The organism is Amnibacterium setariae (assembly GCF_003581425.1).
GTDB classification, from domain to species: Bacteria; Actinomycetota; Actinomycetes; order Actinomycetales; family Microbacteriaceae; genus Amnibacterium; species Amnibacterium setariae.
The window spans coordinates 634,072-655,292 of sequence record NZ_QXTG01000001.1; the positions used below are offsets into that span (position 1 = coordinate 634,072).

Sequence of the window (21,221 nt, forward strand, 5' to 3'; positions counted from 1 at the left end):
CCCGCATGAGCACGACCAGTCCCGCCAGCCCCTCCACCGAGCGCACCACCGCCCAGCGCGTGGCCGACGCCGCACTCGGCGTCGACGGCGTGCACCGCGTCGGCACCCCGGTCGGCCGCGCCGTCGACCGCGTCCGGTCGGCCGCGTCGGCGCCCGGCGCCGAGACGGTGTCGGGCGTCCGGATCACGCGGTTCCCGCAGGCTCCGGCGGCGCGGGTCGTGGTCGTGGCCGAGTACCCGGTCGACGTCGTGGCGCTCGCCGACCGGGTCCGCTCGCGCGTCGCCGCCGAGCTCGACCCCGGGACCCGCGTCGACGTGGTCGTCGCCGACGTGCACGGCCCGTACGACCGGGACGACCGCGTGGACGAGGTCGTCGGCGACGCCGCGGACCGCACGGCGGAGGCGGCGGCGGTCGAGGGCGACCGCGTCGGTGCGGCGGCCGCCGAGACCGCGCGGCAGCTCGAGTCGGCGGCCGAGCCGGCGCCCCGGCCCGCGGCCGAACCCGCCCCCCGGCCCGCCGCGGAGGCCGAGCCCGCCCCGGTCCGCGCCGACGGCACCGGTGCCGACGACGTGCTGCCGGAGGGGAGCGGTCGCCCGTGACCGCGCTCCTCCGCGGCCGTCGACCCTCGACGGCGGAGCGCCGGCGCCCCCGCGCCGTGTGGGCCGCCTTCATCACCTCGGCCGCCGTGTCGGTCGTCGTCGTGGCCGGGGTGCTGCTGCCGGTCCTCGGCCTGATCGGCGCCGCGGTCGGCTTCACCGCGGGCACGCTGCGCGTGCCCGTCGTCGGGATCGTGCTCGCCGTGGCGATCGGCTACCTGCTCGCGCTGGTGCTGCTCGCGCTCTGCATCTCGGTGCGCAACGGGCCGCTCGCGTGGGTGCTCGGCGTCGGCGCGGTGGTCTCGACCCTGCTGGTGTCGGTGTGGCCGCTCGTCGCGGTCGCCCTGGCCGGGGTCGACCAGGTGCAGGACGTCGTGCCGTTCATCGTCGGGCTCGTGCAGCAGGCGCTGCAGCGCTGAGCCGCGAGACCGACGCCCCGCGCGGACGACGCACGAGCTGCGCCGGCGGCGGGAGGCGTCAGATGCCGAGCACCAGGAGGTCGCGCAGCGTCGGCTCGCCCGCCTCGTCCGCGAAGGACTCGAACGCCCGGGTCAGCACGGCGCGGTCCTCGGTGGCGACGCGGTCGAGGACCGCGGCCAGCTCGCGGGTGCGCTGCGCGCTCACCTCGCGGACGAGCCGGCTCCCGGCGTCGGTGATCGTGATGAGGACGCCTCGTCGGCTGTCCTCGCTCGGGCTGCGCTCCAGCCAGCCGCCGGCCTCGAGCCGGTCGAGCGAGCGGCTGAAGGTGGACACCACGACGCCGAGCCGTTCCGCCAGGGCGCCGACGCGCATCGGGCCGGCGGTCTCGAGCAGCACGAGCACGCGGAACTGCGGCAGGGTCACCTGCTCCAGCGCGGGCGCGACGCTGCGCGCGACGATGCCGAGCATCGCGCGCGACGCCCGGAGGGCGGCCCGACTGCTCTCGTCCATGGTCTCCCTCCCTCGGCCGGGTTCCGAGCGTAGGCGCGACCGATGCGCAGGGAGCGGCGCGGACCGGTGCGCCGTGTTGCATCCGTGCAAGACTTGCCCGAGGTCAACTTCCACGGTGCGTGCGGGAGGGGTGCGGATGGTCGGGTGCCCGAGGTGCGGGGCCTCGTCCGGGGTGCAGATCGTCCGGGACGCGAGCAGGCCGTGGGACCACGAGGCCGAGCGGACCGGTGCGCGCTGGACCGCGCACTGCGAAGTCTGCGACGCGACCTGGGTCCTGATCGACTGAGCGCGAGCGACCCGCGCGCGGCGGCCCGCCGGCGTCAGCGCTCCGCCGGCGCCTCCTCCGGCCACCGGGCGACGGTGTGCTCGACGAGGTCGCAGATCGCGGACTCCGCGTCCGTGCCCGCGATCTGCGCCGCGATCCGGGCCGCGGCCACGCGGAACCCCTCGTCCCCCCGGACCCGGTCGACGGCGGTGCGCAGGACCGCCGCGGAGGGGGTGCCCGTGCGCAGGTCGATCCCGGCCCCGGTCCAGGCGACCCGCGCCGCCGTCTCGACGTCGGTCTCGAGCGTGCCGGCCACGACGAGGGGGATGCCGCGGCGCAGCGCGTGCTGCGTGTGCAGGTAGTCGCCGTCCGAGACGACGACCGTGCGCCGCGGGACCAGCCGGGACCAGGGCATGCGGTCCTCGAAGTGCACGTTCGCCGGCAGCGGGCCGTCCTGCGCCGCCGCCACGGCGGCACGGGCGGCCCCGACCACGATCACCGTGCTGTCCGAGTCGCCGAACGCGCGGATCGTCGGGTCGACGAGCCCGCCGACCTCCGAGCCCGACCCCGCCCGGACCGCGATCACGGGGGGCTCGGTGCGCGGGTCCCACCACTCGGGCAGCACCGGGTCCTCCTGCGGGTGCAGCGGGCCGACGAATCGGAAGTTCGTCGGCAGCGCGCGCCGCGGGTACTCGAACCGCGGCACGGTCAGCTGCGCCCACGCGTCGCCGAGCGCCGGCGTCGACCGGAGGTCGCCGTGCACCCGCACCTGGAACGTCGACTCGATCTGCGCGTTGAACGACCGCGACAGCCGCGCCATCGCCCGCGAGGCGAGCAGCTCGAAGGTGCCGGCGCGCAGGCGGTCCGCCCCGTCGTCGCCGGGTGCGAAGCCCATGCCGTAGGGCGGCACGAGCGGGTCGGGGATCCAGGGCGCGGAGAACCCCAGCATGATCACGGGCGGACGTTCCCCCGAGGGCCGGGCGGCGAGCATCGCCGCTCCGACGAACAGGCCGTCCGTGACGACCGCGTCGATCCGCTCCTCGGCGATCACGCGCTCGACGACGGCCCACTGCTCGGGGACGGGGTCGATGATGTTGCGCTGCACCCGCGTGTAGAGCTGCCACGCCCGCCGCGCGACGGGCGGCAGCGCGGGCAGCTGCGCCGGCATCGGCGGCTCCGGCACCACGTGCACCGCGAACCCGTGGCGGCGGTAGGCCTCGACGCCCGCCGCGGACGACACCACGGCGACGCGGTGGCCGCGGCTGCGCAGCGCCTCGGCGAGCGGGACGGCGTGCTCCGCGGCGCCGAGCCCCGCGAGCGTCGACAGCAGGACGGCGGACACGGGCCGATCCTCCGCGTCGGCGCACCCGAGCGCCCCCGGGCCGCGCCGGGCCGGGCCCGAGGTGCACCGGGAACGGGCCCCGGAGTGCACTCGGGCGCGCGCGGACGGGCGCCGTGCCGGAGGTCAGTCGACCGCGGCCTCGAGGTCGGCGCCCCAGACGAGGCCGAGCTCGGCACGTACCACGCGGGTCAGCAGCCGCAGCCGGTCCGTCTGCGTCCGGTAGCCGATCAGCTCGTAGTTGTTCGCGCCGTCGACGAGGGAGATGAGGTGGGCCGCGATCTCGTCCGCGTCCGCCTGCGGGAAGTCGCCGCCGCGCGCCCCGCGTCGGATCACCGAGCTGACGAGTCCGTGCCATGCCTCCTCGTGCTCGCGCACCGCGGCGCGCAGCGCGGGGTCGCGACGGGTCAGCGCCCACACCTCGAGCCGCAGCGCGTCGCTCTCCTCCGGCGGCGCCGCGAGCCAGTTCAGCAGCGCGCGCATCTGCGCCGCGGCGGACGGGTCCGCGAGGATCGACCGGCGCACCTGCGCGACCTCGGCGGTGGCCAGCGAACGGTAGGCCTCGGCGATGCGGGCGGGGAGGTCGACGGTCGCCGCGATCGTCTGCGGCGTCGACCCCGTCGCTGCAGCGACCGACTCGGCGGTGACGGCGAAGACGCCGTCCCGCGGGAGGATCTCCTTGATCGCGTCGACGACCTGCTCGTCCGAGACGGACGCGTCCGTGCTCGTCGTGGTCGTTCCCGCGGCGGTGCGCCGACGCCAGCCCATGCTCTTCTCCCGCGATGCCGAGGAGGGGCCATTGTCACCGCTGGAGGCGGTGGAGCGCTCCGCCCCGACCGGGTGACGGGATGCACCGCCTCCTCCCGCCGCTGCACGGCTTCACGTGCGTGCGGTGCTCCGCTCGACCGCGACGCGGCGGAGGAGCCGCCCCAGCAGCCCGGGGCGATCCCGGCCGCCCGACCCGTTCCGCGGCGGAGCGGTGCTGGTCCGCAGCACGAGCTCGGCGGGGACCACCTGGTCGTCGTCGGCCGTCTCGCCGAGCAGCCGCGCGGCGGCGGCGCGGCCGACCGCCGCCGGATCCTGCCGCATCGTCGTGAGCCCGGCCGCCGCGGCCGCCTCGTGGTCGTCGACGCCGATGACGCTCACGTCGCGCGGGACGGCCAGCCCGAGCCGTCTCGCCGCCTCGAGCACGCCGTAGGCGACCTCGTCGACCACGGCGAAGACGGCCGTGGGCCGGTCGTCGCCGGAGAGGAGGCTCATGGCCGCGGCCGTCGCGTCCGCCAGCTCGAACGAGCTCGCCCGCACCGCCGCCTGCATCTCCAGCCCGGCCGCGCTCATCGCCTCGCTGTAGCCGCGGACCCGGTCGGCGCGGATGGTGATGTCGTCGGGCGCGGTGACGAGCCCGGCGAGGTGGGCGATCTGCCGGTGGCCCAGGTCGATCAGGTGCTGCGTCGCGTCGCGGGCGATGGCGGCGTCGTCCAGCCGGACCGTCGGCAGCCCGTCGGACCGGCCGCCGATCAGCACGACGGGCTTGCCGGGCCGCGTCACGCGCTCCACCTGCTCGCCCTGCAGCCGGAAGTGCACCGCGACCGCGCCGACGTACTCGGGCCGGGCGAGCTGCGCCTCCAGCCGGGCGGCCACGTGCTGCCGCGCCGCCGGCCCGGGCGGTTCCACCCAGACCTCGAGCTCGTGCCCGTGGGCGGCGGCACCGGCTCGGAGGCCGCGCAGCAGGGACTCGAAGTACCACTTGCCGGCGTAGGGGACCGGCACGCTCACGATCGCCATCAGTGCTCCTCCGGATGCGCTCGGCCCGCGCGACTCTGCGCGGCGGACGAATCGTCGCACGATGACGCCGCCCTGACCCGGAGGCGTCGCGGGGGCACGCGCGTCGCGTCGCTCCTCCGGCCCGCTCGGGCGCCTGGACGGAGGCGCGTGCTAGCCGCGGCGCTCGCGGTCCGGGAGCGCACCCGGCGCGGTCGGCGGCTCGGGCGGGTTCTGCCGCGCGTTCCGCCACTCGTCGAGCGTCGGCAGCAGCAGGACCAGCGCGAGCAGGCCGATGCCGCCGCTGATGAAGGGCAGCGGGTCGAGCGGCAGCCCGCTCGAGAGCTGGATGTCGATCCGCAGCGCCGCGGACACCAGCAGCCAGACCGACATCAGCACGTAGACGGTCAGCATCACCAGCCTCACGTGGTCCAGCAAGCCACGCGTCGCCTTCGTCCGCAACCGGGTGCCGTGCGCCTCGCGATCCTGGTAGTGGCGCTGTCAGGACCACGGCTGCCAGGAGAAGCGCGGCCTCGTGCGCGGGCGGGGCCGCTCCTAGCGTCCGGGTCGTGGATCTCGCACTCGCCTCGCCGCGAGCCGCTCGGTGCACCCGTACGCCGTCGACCTGCTCGTGACGGTCGCGACCGTGTACGCGGTGCTGCCCGGCCCGGCCGTCATCGACTGCTCGGTGGCGAAGGCCGCGCTGCTCGCGCCGTTGAAGACCGCGTCGAGGACGGGACGGCCGCCGCCGTCCGGCCGCTGGCGCTCCGCGCCCGGACGGCGAGCACCGTCACGACCACGACGAACACGACCAGGAGGACCGCGCTGACCGGTCCCGGTCCGAGGTCCACGCCGCCGCGGTCGCGCGGCACCGCGAACCAGTCGGCGAAGGACGCGCCCAAGGGCCGCGTGAGCACGTACGCGGTCCAGAACGTCGCCACGGCCGCGCGCCGGGTGACGACGAAGAAGAGGCCCGGGGCGGCGAAGAGCACCAGGAACAGGACGCCGGAGCCCAGGTAGCCGAGCCCGAACGAGGTCGCCGTCAGGTCGCCGGCGGCGGTGCCGAGCGCGAACGTGCACACGGCCGCGGCCCAGTAGAAGCGCTCGCGGCGGCCCGTCGTGATCCCGTGCACCGACAGCGTGCCCTCGCGCCGCCACAGCGCGAACACGATCACGAGCGCGATCGCGAACAGGGCCGCGGAGAGCAGGTAGGGGACCCCGAGCCCGACGTGCAGCACGTCGGCGGCCATCGTTCCGAACACGCTCACCATGAGGGCGGTCGTCCAGTAGACCGCCGGCCGGTAGGCCTGCATCCGGAGCTGCAGCAGCAGGGCCGCCACCAGCACCACGAACGCCGCGGGCACCACGAGCTCCGGCGCGAACCGCTGCACGAGGAAGTCCGACGTCGTCTCGCCCATCCCGGTGGTGAGGATCTTCACGACCCAGAACGCCGCGTCCGGCTCCGGCACCCGACGGGTCGGCGCGGTCGCGGCACGCCCCGCTCTCGATCGCACGCCCGGATCTTCGGGGAGCCGCATCAAGAAAGCGCCAAGACGGGCGCGAGCGCCGGATCCCTCGGTCGCTCCTCGCGATCCGCGGCGCCCGCAGACGATGCGGAGCGTCGCCTGGCATCGTCGTCCCGTCCTGGAGGGGGTGCCGATGCACGAGGCGAGCAGGGTCGGCGGCGGGCGCTTCGACATCAGCCGGATCCACCGCAGCGGTCCCGCCCCGCAGAGCGTCCTCGTCATCGGCGACCACTCCTTCGTCGACGGGCCGGAGCACGCGGTCGGCCACCGTCTGGTCGATCGCATCGCGGACGAGATCGTGCTGCGCACCGGACGGGGTCTCGACCTCGACGTGCTCTGGGACCTCGCACCGGCGGTCCGCGCCGTCGGCGGCGCGCGGGACGCCTGGCGGCTCTGGCGGTACGAGGCGGTCGCCGCCCTGCTGCCGGAGCACTTCGGCACGTGGACGCGGCACCGGCTCGCACGAGCCGCGAAGGCGGCCGACGGCTTGGTGTCGGAGCTCGCTTCCGCGAGCCGGCTGCTGCTCGTCCGCTTCCGGATCGACGGCGAGCCGGACGCCGAGCTCGACGCCCGCCTGCGGACTGCGTTCGACCTCCCGACCGTGATGGTGCCCGCCGACGGCGGCCTGTCGGAGGCGGTGCTGGAGCACGCGCCCCGGATCGCGGCGCCGATCGCGGCGACCCTGGCCGCGTCCGCTGCCGCGGCGGTCGAAGGGCTCGCCCGGACGGCCGAGGAGCGTCGAGCCGTGCCGCAGCCGGAGCAGGACCGTCAGGACGCCGTCGACCGGGTCCGCGCGATCGCGTCGTCCGGTGCGGGGCATCTCGAGCGGGTCGTCCTCCTCGCACGGAACACGTTCGACGTGCCGTTCGCGCAGGTCAACCTCGTGGACCACGGCCGGGCCCGCGTGCTCGCGGCGGTGGGGAGCCCCTCCGGCGTCGAGGTGGCGGAGCCGCTGTGCGGGATCGCGATCCGCGGCTCGGGGCCGCTGGTCGTGGCGGACACCTGGCTCGACCGCCGGTTCGACGGCAACCCGCACGTGCGGGGCGCCGCCGAGCCGGTCCGCTTCTACGCCGCGCACCCGATCGAGTCGCCCGACGGGTACCGGGTGGGCGCCCTGTGCGTGTTCGACCTGGTGCCGCACGAGGTGGACGCCGCCGACGGCGATGCGCTCCGCGAGCTCGCGCAGCTCGCGGAGGCCGAGCTCGGCCTCCTGATGGGGTGAACCCGGCCACCGGCCTGCGGGAGACGGACCGCGGTCGCCACGTCGGGGTCGACCCGGACCTGCATCGATCCGATCACCAGGGTCGTCGACATCCGCTCGCCTCCTCCCCTCGATCGTCGGTCCCCTCGGCGGGCCGTGCTTCCGCGCGAGAGTCGCCGTGCTTCTCCGGCACACCACGTCGCGCACCACGCACGTCCCGCCGGGCGCGAGCCACGCGGTCCGGGAGGCCGCGTCGACCGGACGTCCGCGCCGTCCTCCATCGGCCGGTCCGTCGAGTCGCATGCGGGCCGGGGCCGAGGGCCGTCCCATGAGGGGGCATCGGACACGGGCTCGGGACGGCTACGGGCGGAGCTGACCCCAGCCGAACCCGCTCTCAGCGACGAAGTCCTGAAGCTCGCTCCGTACTCGCGCGTACACCTCGGACGAGGTCTCGTCCCCATCGACCCAGATGCCCCGGTGCTCGCCGAGCGTCCGGACCTCGAGCATCGCCTCGGGGCGGAGCGGCTCGTCGTCGCTCATCGCCTGCCTGCGCCCGAGGCCGGCTGTGAAGTCGGGCGCCCATGTCACCGTCGTCGTCGTCTCCGCGAGCTCCTCGGGTGTCAGGATCTCGCGGAGTGCGGGCTGCACCGCCTCGATGAGCTCCGCGACCAGCATCACCTGGGAATCACGCCCCTCGCTCCGACCCCGGCTGCTCGTCCCGCCGGGAGGGGAGAGACGTCTCGCGGCCAGGGGAGTGCGACGTCCCGCGGGCTCGTCCTGGCACGTTCGCGAAGGTGGGCCCCGTGGGGCTCGAACCCACGACCCGCGGATTAAAAGTCCGATGCTCTACCGACTGAGCTAGAGGCCCGTGGGGTCGAGGATATCCGCGCCGTCGGCGGGGCGGTCAGACGCGGCGACGGATGAAGCCGACGACGCCCGTGATCACGAAGAGGATCAGGCCGATGATCGCGAGCCAGATCAGGCCCTTGATGGTGAAGCCGACGATCGCGAGGATCAGCCAGATCACGAGCAGCGTGATGATCAGTCCGAGCATGCTGGGAATGTAGGCGGCACTTCCCGAGAGGCGGCCGAACGCGGGCCGGCGCGCGGATGCGGCCTCCGCTCGTACCCTGGGGCGGTGGCCGATTTCCCCCGTCCGGTGCGGATGCCGTCCGAGCACTTCGACTTCGTGAAGGGCGGCGAGGACCCCGCCGTGCTCGTCCGCTCCGCGCACGAGACCGCGCAGGCGCTCGTCAGCCGCGTGCGGGCGGACCCCGACCCCGAGGTCGTCGCCCGCCTCGTCGCGTTCGCGGAGCGGGAGGGCATCGACGCGGTCGCCGAGCTGTGGTCGCGAGCCGCCGCGCTCAGCCTGCCGGGAGCGCTCTGGCGGCTCTACCTGCTCCGCGAGATGGTCCGGCGCGACGCCGACCAGGTCAGCCTCGCCTACGCGCGCGGCGTCGAGCGGCTCGCCGGGATCAGCGTCGTGGTGGCGGGGGCGCCGTCGCCCGCCGGCCCCGAGGAGCTGCTCGCGCTCGCCGACGAGATCCTCCGCGGCGTCTTCGCCGGCGACCTCGCCCTCGCGCTCGACCGGGCCGCCGCGTTCTGCCGGGTGACGGCGGACGGGTCGCTCGACCTCGCGGACGACGCGGACCCGACCGAGCCGGCGCGGGCCGAGGTGCTGACGCGCCGCGCTTCGCGGCTGGCGCAGCTCGCCGACGACCTGTCGGCGTCTGCCAGGCTGCAGCGGGACGGCGCTTTAGACTAGGCACGGCCCTCGGGCCACGCCGGGCCGCAGTAACCCCGGGCTCCATTTTCAGCCGCTCCGAGCGGCCTCGCGCCGAGAGGCGTTTCTGCGGTCCGGCACTCCTGCCCTCGCATTCGGGCCTCTGCGATCTTCCGCGCAATCCGAGGGAGCGGCCGGTCCGAACCCTGGATGCGACGGATGAAGCCGCCGGCCCGAACGGGAGTCGGACGCTTCACGCGCGGAGCAGGAGGAGGTGCTGCATGCTGGTCGTCATGGACCCCGACGTCGGTGATGCGCTCTCCGGCATGCGGGACACCCCCGAACATCGCCTGGCCCGGATCGCCGAGGGCGACCGGCGGGCGTTCGCGGAGCTGTACGACGCGACGTCGGCCCGTCTCTACGGGCTCATCCGGCGCCTCCTGATCGACCCGGCCCAGGCCGAGGAGGTCACGCAGGAGGTGTACCTCGAGATCTGGCAGACCGCGTCGCGGTACAAGCCGGAACGGGGGAGCGCGGTCTCCTGGATGCTCACGATGGCGCACCGCCGCGCCGTGGACCGGGTGCGCGCCTCGCAGGCGAGCCGCGACCGGGACTCCCGGATCGGCATCCGCGACTACGACCGCGAGTACGACCAGGTCGCCGAGCACGTGGAGATCACGATGGAGGGCGCGCGGGTCAAGCGGGCGCTCGAGGGGTTGACCGAGCTGCAGCGGCAGGCGGTCGAGCTCGCCTACTTCGGCGGGCTGACGCACACCGAGATCGCCGCGCAGCTGCACGTGCCGGTGGGCACGATCAAGACCAGGATCCGGGACGGCATGATCCGGCTCCGCGATGCGATGGGGGTGACGGCATGACCAAGCGGGAGGACGTCCACCTGTTGAGCGGCGCCTACGCCCTCGACGCGGTGACGGCGGAGGAGGCGGCGCTCGTCGAGGCCGCCATGGTGCAGTCCGAGGAGCTGCGCAGCGAGGTCGTCGGCCTGTCCGACACCGCGGTCGCGCTCGGTCTCGGCATCGCCCCGATCGCCCCGCCCGCCGCGCTGCGGGCCCGCCTGCTCGACGCAATCGACGCGCTGCCGCAGCAGCCCGCGGAGGAGCCCGCCGGGTCCCTCGACGCCGTCGAGCCCGCGTCGGTCGATGCGCCGCGCCTCGACGTCGTCGCTCCCGCGGAGACCGTCGTCGCGGCGGTGCCCGCCGGCGACCACCTCGCTTCGCGTCGCCGTCGCCGGCGTCGCCCGATGGCGGCGCTCGCGCTCGTCGCGGCCGCCGTCGTGCTGTTCAGCGGAGGGTTCCTCGTCCAGCGGACCCTGCTCGAGCCGCAGCGCGAGTACACGTCGGTCGTGACCGCTTCGGATCGGCAGAAGGTCGTGGGGTCCGTAGCCGGCGGTGGCGTCGCGACCGTGACGTGGTCGCCGAGCGAGCACCGCACCGCCGTCGAGCTGACCGGGGTGACCCCGCCGTCCGGCAAGGTCCTGCAGCTGTGGAGCGTCCGCGGCGACACGATCACCAGTGCCGGCCTCTACGACGGCGGCCAGCGGTACGCGCTCATCGCCGGCACGCCGAGCTCCGGCGAGGTGCTCGCGGTCTCCGTGGAGCCCGACGGCGGCTCGACCCAGCCGACCACTCGGCCGATCGTCCAGGTCCGCCTCGACGCCTGACCCGCTCCGTCCTGCTCCGGCCGGAAGGCGAGTGCGGTGGCCCGGAACGACAGCGGCGGGAGGGACCGGTCCGGTCCCTCCCGCCGCTGCGGAGCCGCGCGTTGATCAGCCGAAGCGGCCGGAGACGTAGTCCTCGGTCGCCTTGACCGACGGGTTCGAGAACATCACGCGGGTGTCGTCGTACTCGATGAGCTTGCCCGGCTTGCCGGTGCCGGCGATGTTGAAGAACGCCGTCCTGTCCGAGACGCGCGACGCCTGCTGCATGTTGTGGGTCACGATCACGATCGTGTAGTCCTGCTTCAGCTCCTCGATCAGGTCCTCGATGGCGAGGGTCGAGATCGGGTCGAGCGCCGAGCAGGGCTCGTCCATCAGCAGCACGTCGGGCGAGACCGCGATCGCGCGGGCGATGCAGAGGCGCTGCTGCTGGCCGCCGGAGAGGCCGTTGCCCGGCAGGTTCAGCCGGTCCTTGACCTCGTTCCAGAGGTTCGCGCCCTGCAGCGACTTCTCGACGAGGTCGTCGGCGTCGGACTTCGACATGCGCTTGTTGTTCAGCTTCACGCCGGCGAGCACGTTGTCGCGGATCGACATCGTCGGGAACGGGTTGGGGCGCTGGAAGACCATGCCCACCTGGCGGCGGACGAGCACGGGGTCGACGCCCGGACCGTAGAGGTTGCTGCCGTCGACGAGGACCTCGCCCTCGACGTAGGCGCCCGGGATCACCTCGTGCATGCGGTTCAGCGTGCGGAGGAAGGTCGACTTGCCGCAGCCGGACGGGCCGATGAAGGCGGTCACGCTGCGGGGCTCGATGGTGAGGGAGACGCCTTCGACGGCGCGGAACTTGCCGTAGTAGACGTTGAGGTCGTTGACGGCGATGCGCTTCGACACGGGATGCCTTTCTGAGGGGTTCGGGTGCCGCGTCAGCGGGGCAGCTTGGGGGCGAAGAATCGCGCCACGAGGCGGGCGATCAGGTTCAGCAGCAGCACGATCGCGATCAGCACGAGGGCTGCGGTCCACGCGCGGTCGAAGAACGGGTCGGTGGGCGTGCCGGGGTTCGTCAGCTGCGTGTAGGCGTAGACCGGCAGCGACATCATCTGCTGGTTGAAGAGGTTGTAGTTCATGCTGTCGGTGAACCCGGCGATGAGCAGCAGGGGGGCCGTCTCGCCGATGATGCGGGCGATGCCGAGCATGATGCCCGTGACGATGCCGGCGAGCGCGGTCGGCAGCACCACCTTCCCGATGGTGAGCCATCGGGGCACGCCGAGGGCGTAGGACGCCTCGCGCAGCTCCATCGGCACCAGCTTCAGCATCTCCTCGCTGGAGCGGACCACGATCGGGATCATCAGCAGGCTGAGGGCGACCGCGCCGCCGAAGCCGGACCGGTACGCCGCGTTGCCCGTCAGGAGGATGAACAGCGCGTAGGCGAACAGACCGGCGACGATCGACGGGATGCCCGTCATGACGTCGACGAGGAAGGTGATGCCGCGGGCGATCGCGCCGCGGCCGTACTCCACGAGGTAGATCGCGGCGAGCAGGCCGATCGGCACCGAGATGACGGTGGCCGCGAGGGTGATCTCCACGGTGCCGACGATCGCGTGGATCGCGCCGCCGCCGACACCGGTCACGTTGCGCATCGACTCGCTGAAGAAGGAGCCGTCGAACCGCTCTGCGCCGCGGGCGATCACCGTGACGAGGAGGCTGAGGAGCGGGATCAGGGCGACGCCGAACGCCGTGCAGACGAGCGCCGTGACGAGGCGGTCCTTCGCGCGCCGCGAGCCCTCGACGAGGAACGACGCGACGTACGTGACGACGACCCAGAGCACCAGGCCGAAGAAGATCGCGCCGGTGACGTTGTAGGCCGCCGTCATGCCCGCGAGCAGGAAGACGAGGAACAGCCCGCCCGTGACGATCAGGCTCAGGATCAGCAGGCCGACGGGGGAGTAGCGCGGCAGCTGCCCCGCCCGGATGTTGCTGGAGACGGCGGTGGTCGTGGCCATCAGATGCCCTTCCCGCCGCCGCGGCGGCCGACGATCGCGCGAGACGCGGCGTTCACGACGAAGGTGATCACGAACAGGATCAGGCCCGTCGCGATGAGGACGTTCACGCTCAGCCCGTAGGAGTCGGGGAACTGGAGCGCGATGTTCGCCGCGATCGTCGTCGGGTTCTCGCTCTTCAGCAGGAACGCGGAGACGATCACGCTCGGCGAGAGCACGAGCGCGACGGCGAAGGTTTCGCCCAGCGCCCGCCCGAGGCCGAGCATCGAGGCGGCGACGATGCCGGAGCGGCCGAACGGCAGCACGGCCATGCGGATCATCTCCCAGCGCGTCGCGCCGAGGGCGAGCGCCGCCTCCTCGTTCAGGCGGGGCGTCTGCAGGAAGATCTCGCGTGACAGCGAGGTGACGATCGGGATCACCATGACGGCGAGGACGAGCGCGGCGGTGAGGATCGTGCGCCCGGTCGGCGAGACGGGGCCGGCGAAGAGGGGGAACCACCCGAGCGTGCTGCCGAGGAAGGCATAGAACGGCTGGACGAAGGGGGCGAAGACGAAGATGCCCCAGGCGCCGTAGACGACGCTCGGGATCGCGGCGAGCAGGTCGATGACCGCACCGAGGGCGCGCGCGATCCGGCGCGGCGCGTAGTGCGAGATGAAGAGGGCGATCGCGATCGAGAACGGCACCGCGAACAGCAGGGCGAGCAGCGCGGCCCAGATCGTGCCGAACACGAGGGGCCCGACGTAGGCCCAGAAGTTCGGGTAGGCGCCGGAGGACTCGATGTCCGTCGACGAGGCGCCGATCGCGGGGATGCTCTGGGCGACGAGGAAGATCGCGACGGCCGCGAGCGCGACCAGGATGATCAGTCCGCCGGTGAGGGCGGCGCCGGAGAAGACGCGGTCGCCGAGGCGTCTGACCGAGCGGGGAGCGGGGGCCGTCGAGGCGGTCATCGGGTCCTGTTCATCGACGTGGGGGTGTCGGGACGACGTGATGCTAGCCGCCTCGGACCTTCCGGCCCGAGGCGGCTAGCGGGGACGATCAGCCGATGGCCGCGGCGGCGGCCTGGGCCTTCGTCGAGAGCGCGCCGGTCATCGGCGCCGACTTCGCGGAGGACGCGGCGGCCTGCTGGCCCTCGTCGCTCGTGATGTACTGCGCGTAGCCCTTGACGAGCGCGGCCTTGGCGCTGTCGTTGTAGGACTGGCAGGCGATGAGGTAGCTGACCAGCGTGATCGGGTACTCGCTCGAGTCGGTCGTGGTGCGGTTCACCTTGACGACGACGTCGTTGCTCTCGCGGCTCGTGTCGAGCGGCGAGGTCTCGGCGGTCTTCGACGCGGCGTCGGTGGACGGCGCGACGTAGGAGGAGCCGACCTTGACCTTGGCGTAGGACAGGGTGCCGACCGACGAGAAGTCGACGTAGCCGATGGTGCCCTTGCCGCCGGTCACGGCGGCGACGACGCCGGAGCCCTTGGCCGCGCCTTCACCGGTCTTGAACGGGAACGCGTCGGCGGCCTCGGCCGTCCAGATCGAGCCCGCGGTCTGGTGCAGGTAGTCGGTGAAGTTGTTGGTCGTGCCCGACTTGTCGGAGCGGTAGACCGGCGTGATGTTCGAGCTCGGCAGGTTCGCACCGGAGTTCAGCGCCTTGATCGCGCTGTCGTTCCACTTCGTGATCTTGCCGCTGAAGATCTTCGCGATCGTCGGGGCGTCGAGCTGCAGGTCCTTCACGCCGTCCAGGTTGTAGACGAGCGCGACCGACGAGACGTACACCGGGATGTCGATGCCCTTGGTGCCCGCCTTGCAGTCCTTGAACGAGCCGGAGAGCTCGTCGGCCGGCAGGGCCGCGTCGCTGCCCGCGAAGTCCGCGCCGCCGTTCTCGAACGCGGTGCGGCCGGCGCCGGAGCCCGACGGGTTGTAGTTCACGGTGACGCCGCTGTTGGTCGTCTGGAACCCCTTGGTCCACGCGGTCTGCGCGTTGGCCTGGGCGGACGAGCCGACGCCGTTCAGGGTGCCGCTGAGGCTGGCCGAGGAGGCGCTGGAGCCGCTCGAGGCGCTGCCGCCGCTGGACGCGGGGCCTTCGTTCGACGCGCACGAGGAGAGCGCGATCATGGCGGTGAGGGCCGTGCCGATGGCGAGGCCCGCGCGCAGGTGCTTCAAGAGGTGATCCCTTCGGGGTCCGGGTGCAGGAGCCCGTGACGGAGGTCGTGCCTCTTCCCGCACGGGCGTCCCCGAAAGTAGGGAGGTCCGGTAGCGCGATCCCCTCCCGACGGTGAACGGGAGGTGAACCGGACGTCTCGGTGCTGTCACGGTGCTGCACGGATCGACGAGCGGACCAGGCATTTCCGGCGTGTTGCACGGCGCGCCCCGTCCCCGCGGATCGAGGTGGGAGCGCAGCAGCCGGTCCCCGCTGGTCGAGGCGCGAGCGCAGCGAGCCTCGAGACCACCCCGGCGCTACTCCGGAGCGGCGTGCGTCTCGATCGCGAGGATCTTGTGCGGCGCCTTCGCCGCGAGGTGCACCACCGCGAACTCGGCGGTGCCCAGGATGCCGGCCCGGGTCATCCGGGCGCCGTTCGGGCTGCCCGTCGCCTCCGCGATCTGCTCGAGGATCTCGGGCAGCACGGGCGCGTGGCTGCAGAGCACGGTCGTGCGGCCCTTGTCGATGCGCCGCGCGACGACCTCGCGCACGCCGGCCGGGTCGTGGTGCTGCATCTCCCAGCCGTCCTGGCTGAGCTGCGGCGCGCGCTTCACCTCGATGCCCGTCGCCTTCGCGAGCGGGGCGACGGTCGCGAGGCACCGGGCCGCGGTGCTGCTCACGATCCGGGTCGGGCCCCACGCGGCGAGCGCGGGCACGACGGCGCGGGCCTGCGCCTGCCCGCGCGGCGTCAGGCGGCGGTCCGCGTCCGCGCCGGACGGGGAGTCGAAGGCGGCCTTCGCGTGCCGGAGGGCGATGAGCGCGAAACTTTCCAGGTCGCCGGTCACCGCGAGCTCCGCGAAGCGCCGGAGCAGCTCGACGTCCCGCTCGTAGGTGAGGCGCTTGCCGACCTTCGCGAGCGGCACCCACTCCAGCGCGTTCACCTCGTCGTTCGGGGTGAACACCCCCTTCTCCAGCTGCCCCTTCGGCACCTCGGCCGCCCAGTAGGCGACCGTCTTGTCGCGGCCGTTCGGCAGCGTGTACGCGGTGGTGCCGATCGGGATGCCGAGGTGCACGTGGTACCCGGTCTCCTCGAAGACCTCCCGCACCGCCGTCTGGGGCAGGGACTCCTTCGGGTCCGTCTTCCCCTTCGGGAGGCTCACGTCGCCGTGCCGCTCCCGCAGCACGAGCAGCACCTCGACGCTCTTCGCCCGCCGTCGCCAGCAGACGGCGCCCGCCGCGAGCACGGGCGCCGCCCCGGCGTCGGTCATCGGTTCGTGCGCTTCCTCGTGCTCAGCGCCTGCTGGGTCGCGACCTGCAGGTCGACGTGCGGCTCGCCCTCGTCGCTGACGGCGTGCCGCTCCCACACGCCGATCTCGTCGAGGTGCCAGCTCGCCGTGTCGTCGCTCATCGCGAGGTCGAACAGCCGGTCGAGCTCGTCGACGTGCTCCTGCCGCTTCAGGCGGACCAGCGCCTCGACGCGGCGGTCGAGGTTGCGGTGCATCATGTCCGCGCTGCCGATGAAGGTGACCGGGTCGCCGTCGTTCAGGAACGAGAAGATCCGCGAGTGCTCGAGGTAGCGCCCGAGGATCGAGCGGACGACGATGTTCTCGCTCACGCCGGGGATCCCCGGCTTGATGGCGCAGATGCCACGCACCCAGACCTGCACCTCGACGCCGGCCTGGCTCGCCCGGTAGAGCGCGTCGATGATCGCCTCGTCGACCATCGAGTTGACCTTGATCCGGATCCGCGCGGGCTTGCCCGCCTCGGCGTGCATCCGCTCCGCGTTGATCCGCTTCAGCAGGCCCTTCCGGAGGTGCAGGGGCGCGACGAGCAGGCGGTGGAACTTCTTCTCGATCGCGTAGCCGGAGAGCTGGTTGAACAGGCGCGTGAGGTCCTTCGCCACCTGGTCGTCGGTGGTGAAGAGGCCGAGGTCCTCGTAGATGCGGCTCGTCTTCGGGTTGTAGTTGCCCGTGCCGATGTGGCAGTAGTTCTTGAGGTTGCCGTCGGGCTCGCGGCGGACGACGAGCGCGAGCTTGCAGTGGGTCTTGAGGCCCACGAGGCCGTAGACGACGTGCACGCCCGCGCGCTCGAGCTTCCGGGCCCAGTCGATGTTGTTCTGCTCGTCGAACCGCGCCTTGATCTCGACGAGGGCGAGCACCTGCTTGCCCGCCTCGGCGGCGTCGATCAGCGACTCGACGATCGGGCTGTCGCCGCTCGTGCGGTACAGGGTCTGCTTGATCGCGAGCACGTCCGGGTCGGCCGCCGCCTGCTCGAGGAAGGCCTGCACGCTCGTCGCGAACGACTCGTACGGGTGGTGCACGAGGACGTCGCGTTTCGCGATCGCCGTGAACAGGTCGGGCTTCTCGTTCGGCTCGCCCGGCACGAACGCGGGCGCCGTCGCCGGCACCGCCGTCGGGTAGTGCAGCTGCGGCCGGTCGAGCTTGTTCAGCTCGAACAGCCCGGCCAGGTCGAGGGGGCCGGGGAGCCGGTAGACCTCGTCACGGGTGACGTCGAGCTCGGAGGTGAGCAGCTCGAGCGTCGTCGCGTCCATGTCCTCGGTGATCTCGAGGCGGATCGGCGGGCCGAACCGGCGGCGCAGCAGCTCCTTCTCGAGCGCCTGCAGCAGGTTCTCGCTCTCGTCCTCGTCGACCTCGAGGTCCTCGTTGCGCGTGAGCCGGAACACGTGGTGCTCGAGCACCTCCATGCCCGGGAACAGCTCGGCCAGGTGGTGCGCGATCAGGTCCTCGAGCAGCACGAAGGTCGCCGTCGCGCCGGCGTGCGAGGAGGTCGCGACGAGGCGCGGCAGCACGCCCGTCGGCACCTTGAGCCGCGCGAAGTCGACCCGGTCCGTGCGCGGGTTCCGCACGCGGACCGCGAGGTTGAGCGACAGGCCGCTGATGTAGGGGAACGGGTGCGCCGGGTCCACCGCGAGGGGCATGAGCACGGGGAAGATCTGGTTCGAGAACACGTCGGCGAGCCGGTTGCGCTCGCTCTCGGGCAGGTCGTCCACCCCGACGATGCGGATGCCGGCGCGCTCGAGCTCGGGCAGCACCTGCTCGCGGAACACCTCGGCGTGCTGCACCTGCAGCACGTGCGCCGCGGCGTTGATGTCCGCGAGCACGGCGCGCGGCGCCCTGCCGATGTTCGTCGGCACGGCGAGCCCGGTCAGGATCCGCCGCTTGAGGCCGGCGACGCGGACCATGAAGAACTCGTCGAGGTTCGACGCGAAGATCGCGAGGAAGTTCGTGCGTTCCAGGATCGGCAGCGACGCGTCCTCCGCCAGGTCCAGGACCCGCCGGTTGAACGCGAGCCACGACAGCTCGCGGTCGATGTACCGGTCCTTCGGCAGCGGCGCCAGGCGCGGCCGCGGCGGGAGGGGGGCGGGGGCGTCCTCGGTGACGACGACCGCGTGGGTCGTGCTCTCCTCGTCCATCTCCCGATCCTCCCACCGCGCAGGTTGCCCGCAGGTGAACGGGCCCCGGATCAGACGGTCGACGCGGGCCCCGTGCGCAGCGCCTTCTGCTCCCGGAACCAGGCGTTCGAGGCCGGCAGGAAGCTGAGCACGGCCGCGGCGGCGACCACGAGGAACTGCAGCGCGCCGAGGCCGAAGACGCTGAGGATGCCGAACACCTGCAGCGCCGCGAAGACGACCAGCACGATGCGGGCCCAGTTGCGGCCCTGGCGCAGCTTGCGGGCGAAGACGATCGTGAGGACGCTGAAGACGACCGCGATCGCGACGCCGATCACGGCGCCGGCGATGGCCGAGCCGCGGGTGATCGCCTCGACGTCGAGGCCCTGCGTGCTCCGTCCCTGCAGCTGGCCCGTCGCGCGCTGCACGGCGGCGTCGATCGTGGCGGGCAGGAGGACCAGGCTCAGCACGATGCCGACCAGGCCGAGGATCGCGCCGATCAGGTAGAGCCGGTACGACCAGGCGACGGAGCCGGGGGCCGCGGGCGCCGTGCTGCCGGCGGTGGAGGTGGTGGTGGAGGAGTCGAACGTCGACATGGATGCCTTCCCGTCCGCTGGGTCACGGACGACGAGACCCTAGTGAACCTCCAGGCACCGGTCGGAGGTCTGTCGGCCGACTCTCAGGAAAGGGCTGGCGCAGGACGGTCTAGCGGCGGACGCTCGCGAGGCGCTCGCCCTCGTCCTCGTACACGTTGAAGCGGTAGCCGACGTTGCGCACCGTGCCGATCAGGCTCTCGAGGTCGCCGAGCTTCGCGCGCAGGCGCCGCACGTGGACGTCGACCGTGCGGGTGCCGCCGAAGTAGTCGTAGCCCCAGACCTCGCTGAGCAGCTGCTCGCGCGTGAACACCCGCGACGGGTGCGTCGCGAAGAAGCGGAGCAGCTCGAACTCCTTGAAGGTGAGGTCGAGCGGGCGGCCGTGCACGCGCGCCGAGTAGCTCGCCTCGTCGATGACGACGCCGGACGCCTGGATCTTCGACGCGCTGTCCGCCTGGGCCATCCGGCCGATGACGAGCCGGATGCGGGCGTCCACCTCCGCGGGCCCTGCGGTCTCGAGCACGACGTCGTTCGCGCCCCAGTCGGCCGAGACGGCGGTGAGGCCGCCCTCCGTGAGGATCAGGATCATCGGCACCGTGATGCCGGTCGTCGTGAGGATCTTGCAGAGCGACTTCGCGCTGGCGAGGTCGAACCGCGCGTCGATCAGGATCACGTCGGACGGCGGCGCGCTGATCAGCTGCGCCGGCTCGGCGGGGATCGATCGGACCTTGTGGGAGAGCAGGCTGAGGGCGGGCAGCACGTCGCCGTCGACCTGAGGAGTCAGGATCAACAGCTGTGCCATGGAGGTCCTTCCGGCAAGTCCGTGGGCGTCATCGTATCGAACCCGCGCGGAACGGTCCGTCTACCCGGGGCCGCTCCGAACCGCCTGAGCGCGGTCGGGCGGGGATGGGAGGATGCCGGGCGTGACTCCCGCTCGCGTCGCCGTCGTCGCCGTGTGGGCGCTCACCCTGGTCGGCGTCGTGCTGATCGACGTGTCCGTGCCGGATCCGCACACCCTGTCGTGGCTCGCCCTCGCGCTGCCGCTCGCGATCGTCGCGGGCATCGTGGCCCAGCTGGCGGTCGCCGAGCAGCGCGGCTTCGTCCTGCGCCTGGCGGCGACCGCGAGCGGCTCGTTCGTCCTCGTCTGCGTCGCCGCGCTGGTCGCCGCCCTCTCCTGACACAGCCGCCGGCGCTCCGTCGATCGAGGTGGGAGCGCAGCCGGCCGCTCCGCTGATCGAGGTGCGAGCGCAGCCGGCCGCTCCGCTGATCGAGGTGCCAGCGCAGCGAGCCTCGAGATCACCCCGCCCGCCCGGCGCATAGGATCGAGCCCGTGCAGCTGGCGATCGAACTGTTCTACCTGGGGCTGCTCGGCCTCGCGTCCCTCGCCATCGCGTTCGTCTCCGTCGTCGTCGTCGCCAAGCTCTTCAAGGGTCAGCGCTGACTCCTCCTGCGAGGATTCGAGGATGATCGACATCCCGAGCGGCCTGCCCGCCGAGCTCGTGCCGCTCTCCTGGCTGATCGGCGTGTGGGAGGGCACCGGCCTCGTCGAGTACGAGGTCGGCGACGAGGTGCGCCGTCACGAGTTCGGGCAGCGGGTGAGCTTCAGCCACGACGGGCTGCCGTTCCTCAACTACAGCTCGTTCACGTGGCTGTTCGGGGAGGGCCGGGGCACGCCCGACGAGGGGCCGACGGTCCCGCTCGTGACGGAGACCGGCTACTGGCGGCTCAGCCGGCCGCCGACCGAGGGCGACCCCGGGCCCGGCATGCTGCCCGGCACCGGTCCGCGGCCGTTCGGCACCGCGGCGAGCGTCGAGACGCTGCGCAACGCGTCTGACGGGTTCGACGTCGAGGTGTCGCTGGTGCACCCGACCGGGGTCACCGAGCTCTACCTCGGCCGCGTCAAGGGGCCGCGGGTCGACCTCGCGACCGACGCGGTCATGCGCACGGAGAGCGCGAAGGAGTACTCGGCGGCGACGCGGCTGTACGGCCTGGTGGAGGGCGACCTGCTCTGGGCGTGGGACATCGCGGCGCTCGGGCAGGAGCTGCGGACGCACGCCTCCGGCCGCCTGCGCCGCCGCGACTGA

Annotated in this window: 24 protein-coding genes and 1 tRNA gene; 8 read left to right on the plus strand and 17 right to left on the minus strand. The window is 73.0% G+C overall.

The annotated features are described in order from the left end of the window. Nucleotides 1-5 precede the first annotated feature (5 nt). Together D1781_RS03315 and D1781_RS03320 are read left to right on the plus strand one after the other, a co-directional pair. Nucleotides 6-599, plus strand: a complete 594-nt coding sequence (locus D1781_RS03315; protein ID WP_119480832.1) for a hypothetical protein — start codon at nt 6-8, stop codon at nt 597-599. Further along, nucleotides 596-1,015, plus strand: a complete 420-nt coding sequence (locus tag D1781_RS03320; protein ID WP_119480833.1) for a hypothetical protein — start codon at nt 596-598, stop codon at nt 1,013-1,015. The genes D1781_RS03315 and D1781_RS03320 overlap by 4 nt, the downstream gene beginning before the upstream one ends. A gap of 58 nt (nt 1,016-1,073) precedes the next feature. Here D1781_RS03320 and D1781_RS03325 read toward each other — a convergent pair whose 3' ends face one another. The 6 genes from D1781_RS03325 to D1781_RS03350 all read right to left on the minus strand — a co-directional run bounded on the left by D1781_RS03325 (nt 1,074) and on the right by D1781_RS03350 (nt 6,405). Further along, nucleotides 1,074-1,526, minus strand: coding sequence for a MarR family winged helix-turn-helix transcriptional regulator (locus D1781_RS03325; protein WP_119480834.1), 453 nt, complete (start codon nt 1,524-1,526; stop codon nt 1,074-1,076). A gap of 320 nt (nt 1,527-1,846) precedes the next feature. Then, nucleotides 1,847-3,133 carry a glycosyltransferase gene (locus tag D1781_RS03330; RefSeq protein WP_158589977.1) on the minus strand — a complete coding sequence of 429 codons (1,287 nt, stop codon included), beginning with the start codon at nt 3,131-3,133 and terminating at the stop codon, nt 1,847-1,849. A gap of 123 nt (nt 3,134-3,256) precedes the next feature. Further along, the gene (locus D1781_RS03335; protein ID WP_119480836.1) at nt 3,257-3,898 is read right to left on the minus strand and encodes a TetR family transcriptional regulator C-terminal domain-containing protein; all 642 of its coding nucleotides are present in this window, start codon (nt 3,896-3,898) and stop codon (nt 3,257-3,259) included. A gap of 111 nt (nt 3,899-4,009) precedes the next feature. Further along, entirely contained in the window at nt 4,010-4,915 is a 906-nt protein-coding gene (locus tag D1781_RS03340; protein ID WP_119480837.1) for a LacI family DNA-binding transcriptional regulator, read from the minus strand. Nucleotides 4,916-5,065: 150 nt separating this feature from the next. After that, a complete protein-coding gene (locus D1781_RS03345) occupies nt 5,066-5,317 on the minus strand; it encodes a hypothetical protein (RefSeq protein WP_147392022.1) in 252 nt (83 codons plus the stop codon). 248 nt (nt 5,318-5,565) lie between these two features. Next, nucleotides 5,566-6,405 carry a COG4705 family protein gene (locus D1781_RS03350; RefSeq protein ID WP_233550949.1) on the minus strand — a complete coding sequence of 280 codons (840 nt, stop codon included), beginning with the start codon at nt 6,403-6,405 and terminating at the stop codon, nt 5,566-5,568. A 145-nt stretch (nt 6,406-6,550) separates the two neighbouring features. Here D1781_RS03350 and D1781_RS03355 point away from each other — a divergent pair, with 145 nt between their 5' ends. Beyond that, entirely contained in the window at nt 6,551-7,639 is a 1,089-nt protein-coding gene (locus tag D1781_RS03355) for a GAF domain-containing protein (RefSeq protein WP_147392023.1), read from the plus strand. A gap of 339 nt (nt 7,640-7,978) precedes the next feature. Here D1781_RS03355 and D1781_RS03360 read toward each other — a convergent pair whose 3' ends face one another. The 3 genes from D1781_RS03360 to D1781_RS17730 all read right to left on the minus strand — a co-directional run bounded on the left by D1781_RS03360 (nt 7,979) and on the right by D1781_RS17730 (nt 8,672). Continuing rightward, nucleotides 7,979-8,296 carry a hypothetical protein gene (locus tag D1781_RS03360; protein ID WP_119480841.1) on the minus strand — a complete coding sequence of 106 codons (318 nt, stop codon included), beginning with the start codon at nt 8,294-8,296 and terminating at the stop codon, nt 7,979-7,981. Between the two features lie 117 nt (nt 8,297-8,413). Beyond that, nucleotides 8,414-8,486, minus strand: a tRNA-Lys gene (locus D1781_RS03365). Nucleotides 8,487-8,522: 36 nt separating this feature from the next. Next, complete coding sequence (locus D1781_RS17730) at nt 8,523-8,672, minus strand: hypothetical protein (protein ID WP_199706361.1); 150 nt, start codon at nt 8,670-8,672, stop codon at nt 8,523-8,525. A gap of 84 nt (nt 8,673-8,756) precedes the next feature. On the opposite strand from D1781_RS17730, the gene D1781_RS03370 reads away from it, so the two are divergent. The 3 genes from D1781_RS03370 (at nt 8,757) to D1781_RS03380 (ending at nt 11,019) form a co-directional block, all read left to right on the plus strand. Then, complete coding sequence (locus D1781_RS03370) at nt 8,757-9,383, plus strand: DNA-directed RNA polymerase subunit beta (protein WP_325048780.1); 627 nt, start codon at nt 8,757-8,759, stop codon at nt 9,381-9,383. A gap of 239 nt (nt 9,384-9,622) precedes the next feature. Beyond that, a complete protein-coding gene (gene sigK / locus D1781_RS03375; protein WP_119480842.1) occupies nt 9,623-10,216 on the plus strand; it encodes an ECF RNA polymerase sigma factor SigK in 594 nt (197 codons plus the stop codon). Then, nucleotides 10,213-11,019, plus strand: coding sequence for an anti-sigma factor (locus D1781_RS03380; RefSeq protein ID WP_119480843.1), 807 nt, complete (start codon nt 10,213-10,215; stop codon nt 11,017-11,019). The genes sigK and D1781_RS03380 overlap by 4 nt, the downstream gene beginning before the upstream one ends. Nucleotides 11,020-11,124: 105 nt before the next feature. On the opposite strand, the gene pstB is transcribed toward D1781_RS03380, so the two are convergent. From pstB to D1781_RS03420, 8 genes are all read right to left on the minus strand, one after another. Beyond that, complete coding sequence (gene pstB / locus D1781_RS03385; protein ID WP_119480844.1) at nt 11,125-11,904, minus strand: phosphate ABC transporter ATP-binding protein PstB; 780 nt, start codon at nt 11,902-11,904, stop codon at nt 11,125-11,127. Between the two features lie 32 nt (nt 11,905-11,936). Further along, a complete protein-coding gene (gene pstA / locus D1781_RS03390) occupies nt 11,937-13,013 on the minus strand; it encodes a phosphate ABC transporter permease PstA (RefSeq protein ID WP_119480845.1) in 1,077 nt (358 codons plus the stop codon). Then, nucleotides 13,013-13,957 (minus strand): phosphate ABC transporter permease subunit PstC, encoded by a 945-nt coding sequence (gene pstC, locus D1781_RS03395; protein WP_119480846.1) that lies wholly within the window; start codon nt 13,955-13,957, stop codon nt 13,013-13,015. The genes pstA and pstC overlap by 1 nt, the downstream gene beginning before the upstream one ends. 88 nt (nt 13,958-14,045) lie before the next feature. Beyond that, the gene (gene pstS, locus D1781_RS03400; protein ID WP_233550952.1) at nt 14,046-15,158 is read right to left on the minus strand and encodes a phosphate ABC transporter substrate-binding protein PstS; all 1,113 of its coding nucleotides are present in this window, start codon (nt 15,156-15,158) and stop codon (nt 14,046-14,048) included. Nucleotides 15,159-15,452: 294 nt separating this feature from the next. After that, nucleotides 15,453-16,403, minus strand: a complete 951-nt coding sequence (locus D1781_RS03405; RefSeq protein ID WP_119480847.1) for an NUDIX hydrolase — start codon at nt 16,401-16,403, stop codon at nt 15,453-15,455. Next, on the minus strand, nt 16,400-18,568 hold the full coding sequence (locus D1781_RS03410; RefSeq protein WP_119480848.1) for an RNA degradosome polyphosphate kinase: 2,169 nt from the start codon (nt 18,566-18,568) through the stop codon (nt 16,400-16,402). The genes D1781_RS03405 and D1781_RS03410 overlap by 4 nt, the downstream gene beginning before the upstream one ends. Nucleotides 18,569-18,618: 50 nt before the next feature. Beyond that, nucleotides 18,619-19,140, minus strand: a complete 522-nt coding sequence (locus D1781_RS03415) for a hypothetical protein (protein ID WP_119480849.1) — start codon at nt 19,138-19,140, stop codon at nt 18,619-18,621. A 109-nt stretch (nt 19,141-19,249) separates the two neighbouring features. Next, a complete protein-coding gene (locus D1781_RS03420) occupies nt 19,250-19,939 on the minus strand; it encodes a winged helix-turn-helix domain-containing protein (RefSeq protein ID WP_119480850.1) in 690 nt (229 codons plus the stop codon). 121 nt (nt 19,940-20,060) lie between these two features. On the opposite strand from D1781_RS03420, the gene D1781_RS17415 reads away from it, so the two are divergent. Further along, nucleotides 20,061-20,315 (plus strand): hypothetical protein, encoded by a 255-nt coding sequence (locus D1781_RS17415; RefSeq protein WP_158589978.1) that lies wholly within the window; start codon nt 20,061-20,063, stop codon nt 20,313-20,315. A 285-nt stretch (nt 20,316-20,600) separates the two neighbouring features. Next, nucleotides 20,601-21,221 (plus strand): FABP family protein, encoded by a 621-nt coding sequence (locus tag D1781_RS03430; protein WP_119480851.1) that lies wholly within the window; start codon nt 20,601-20,603, stop codon nt 21,219-21,221.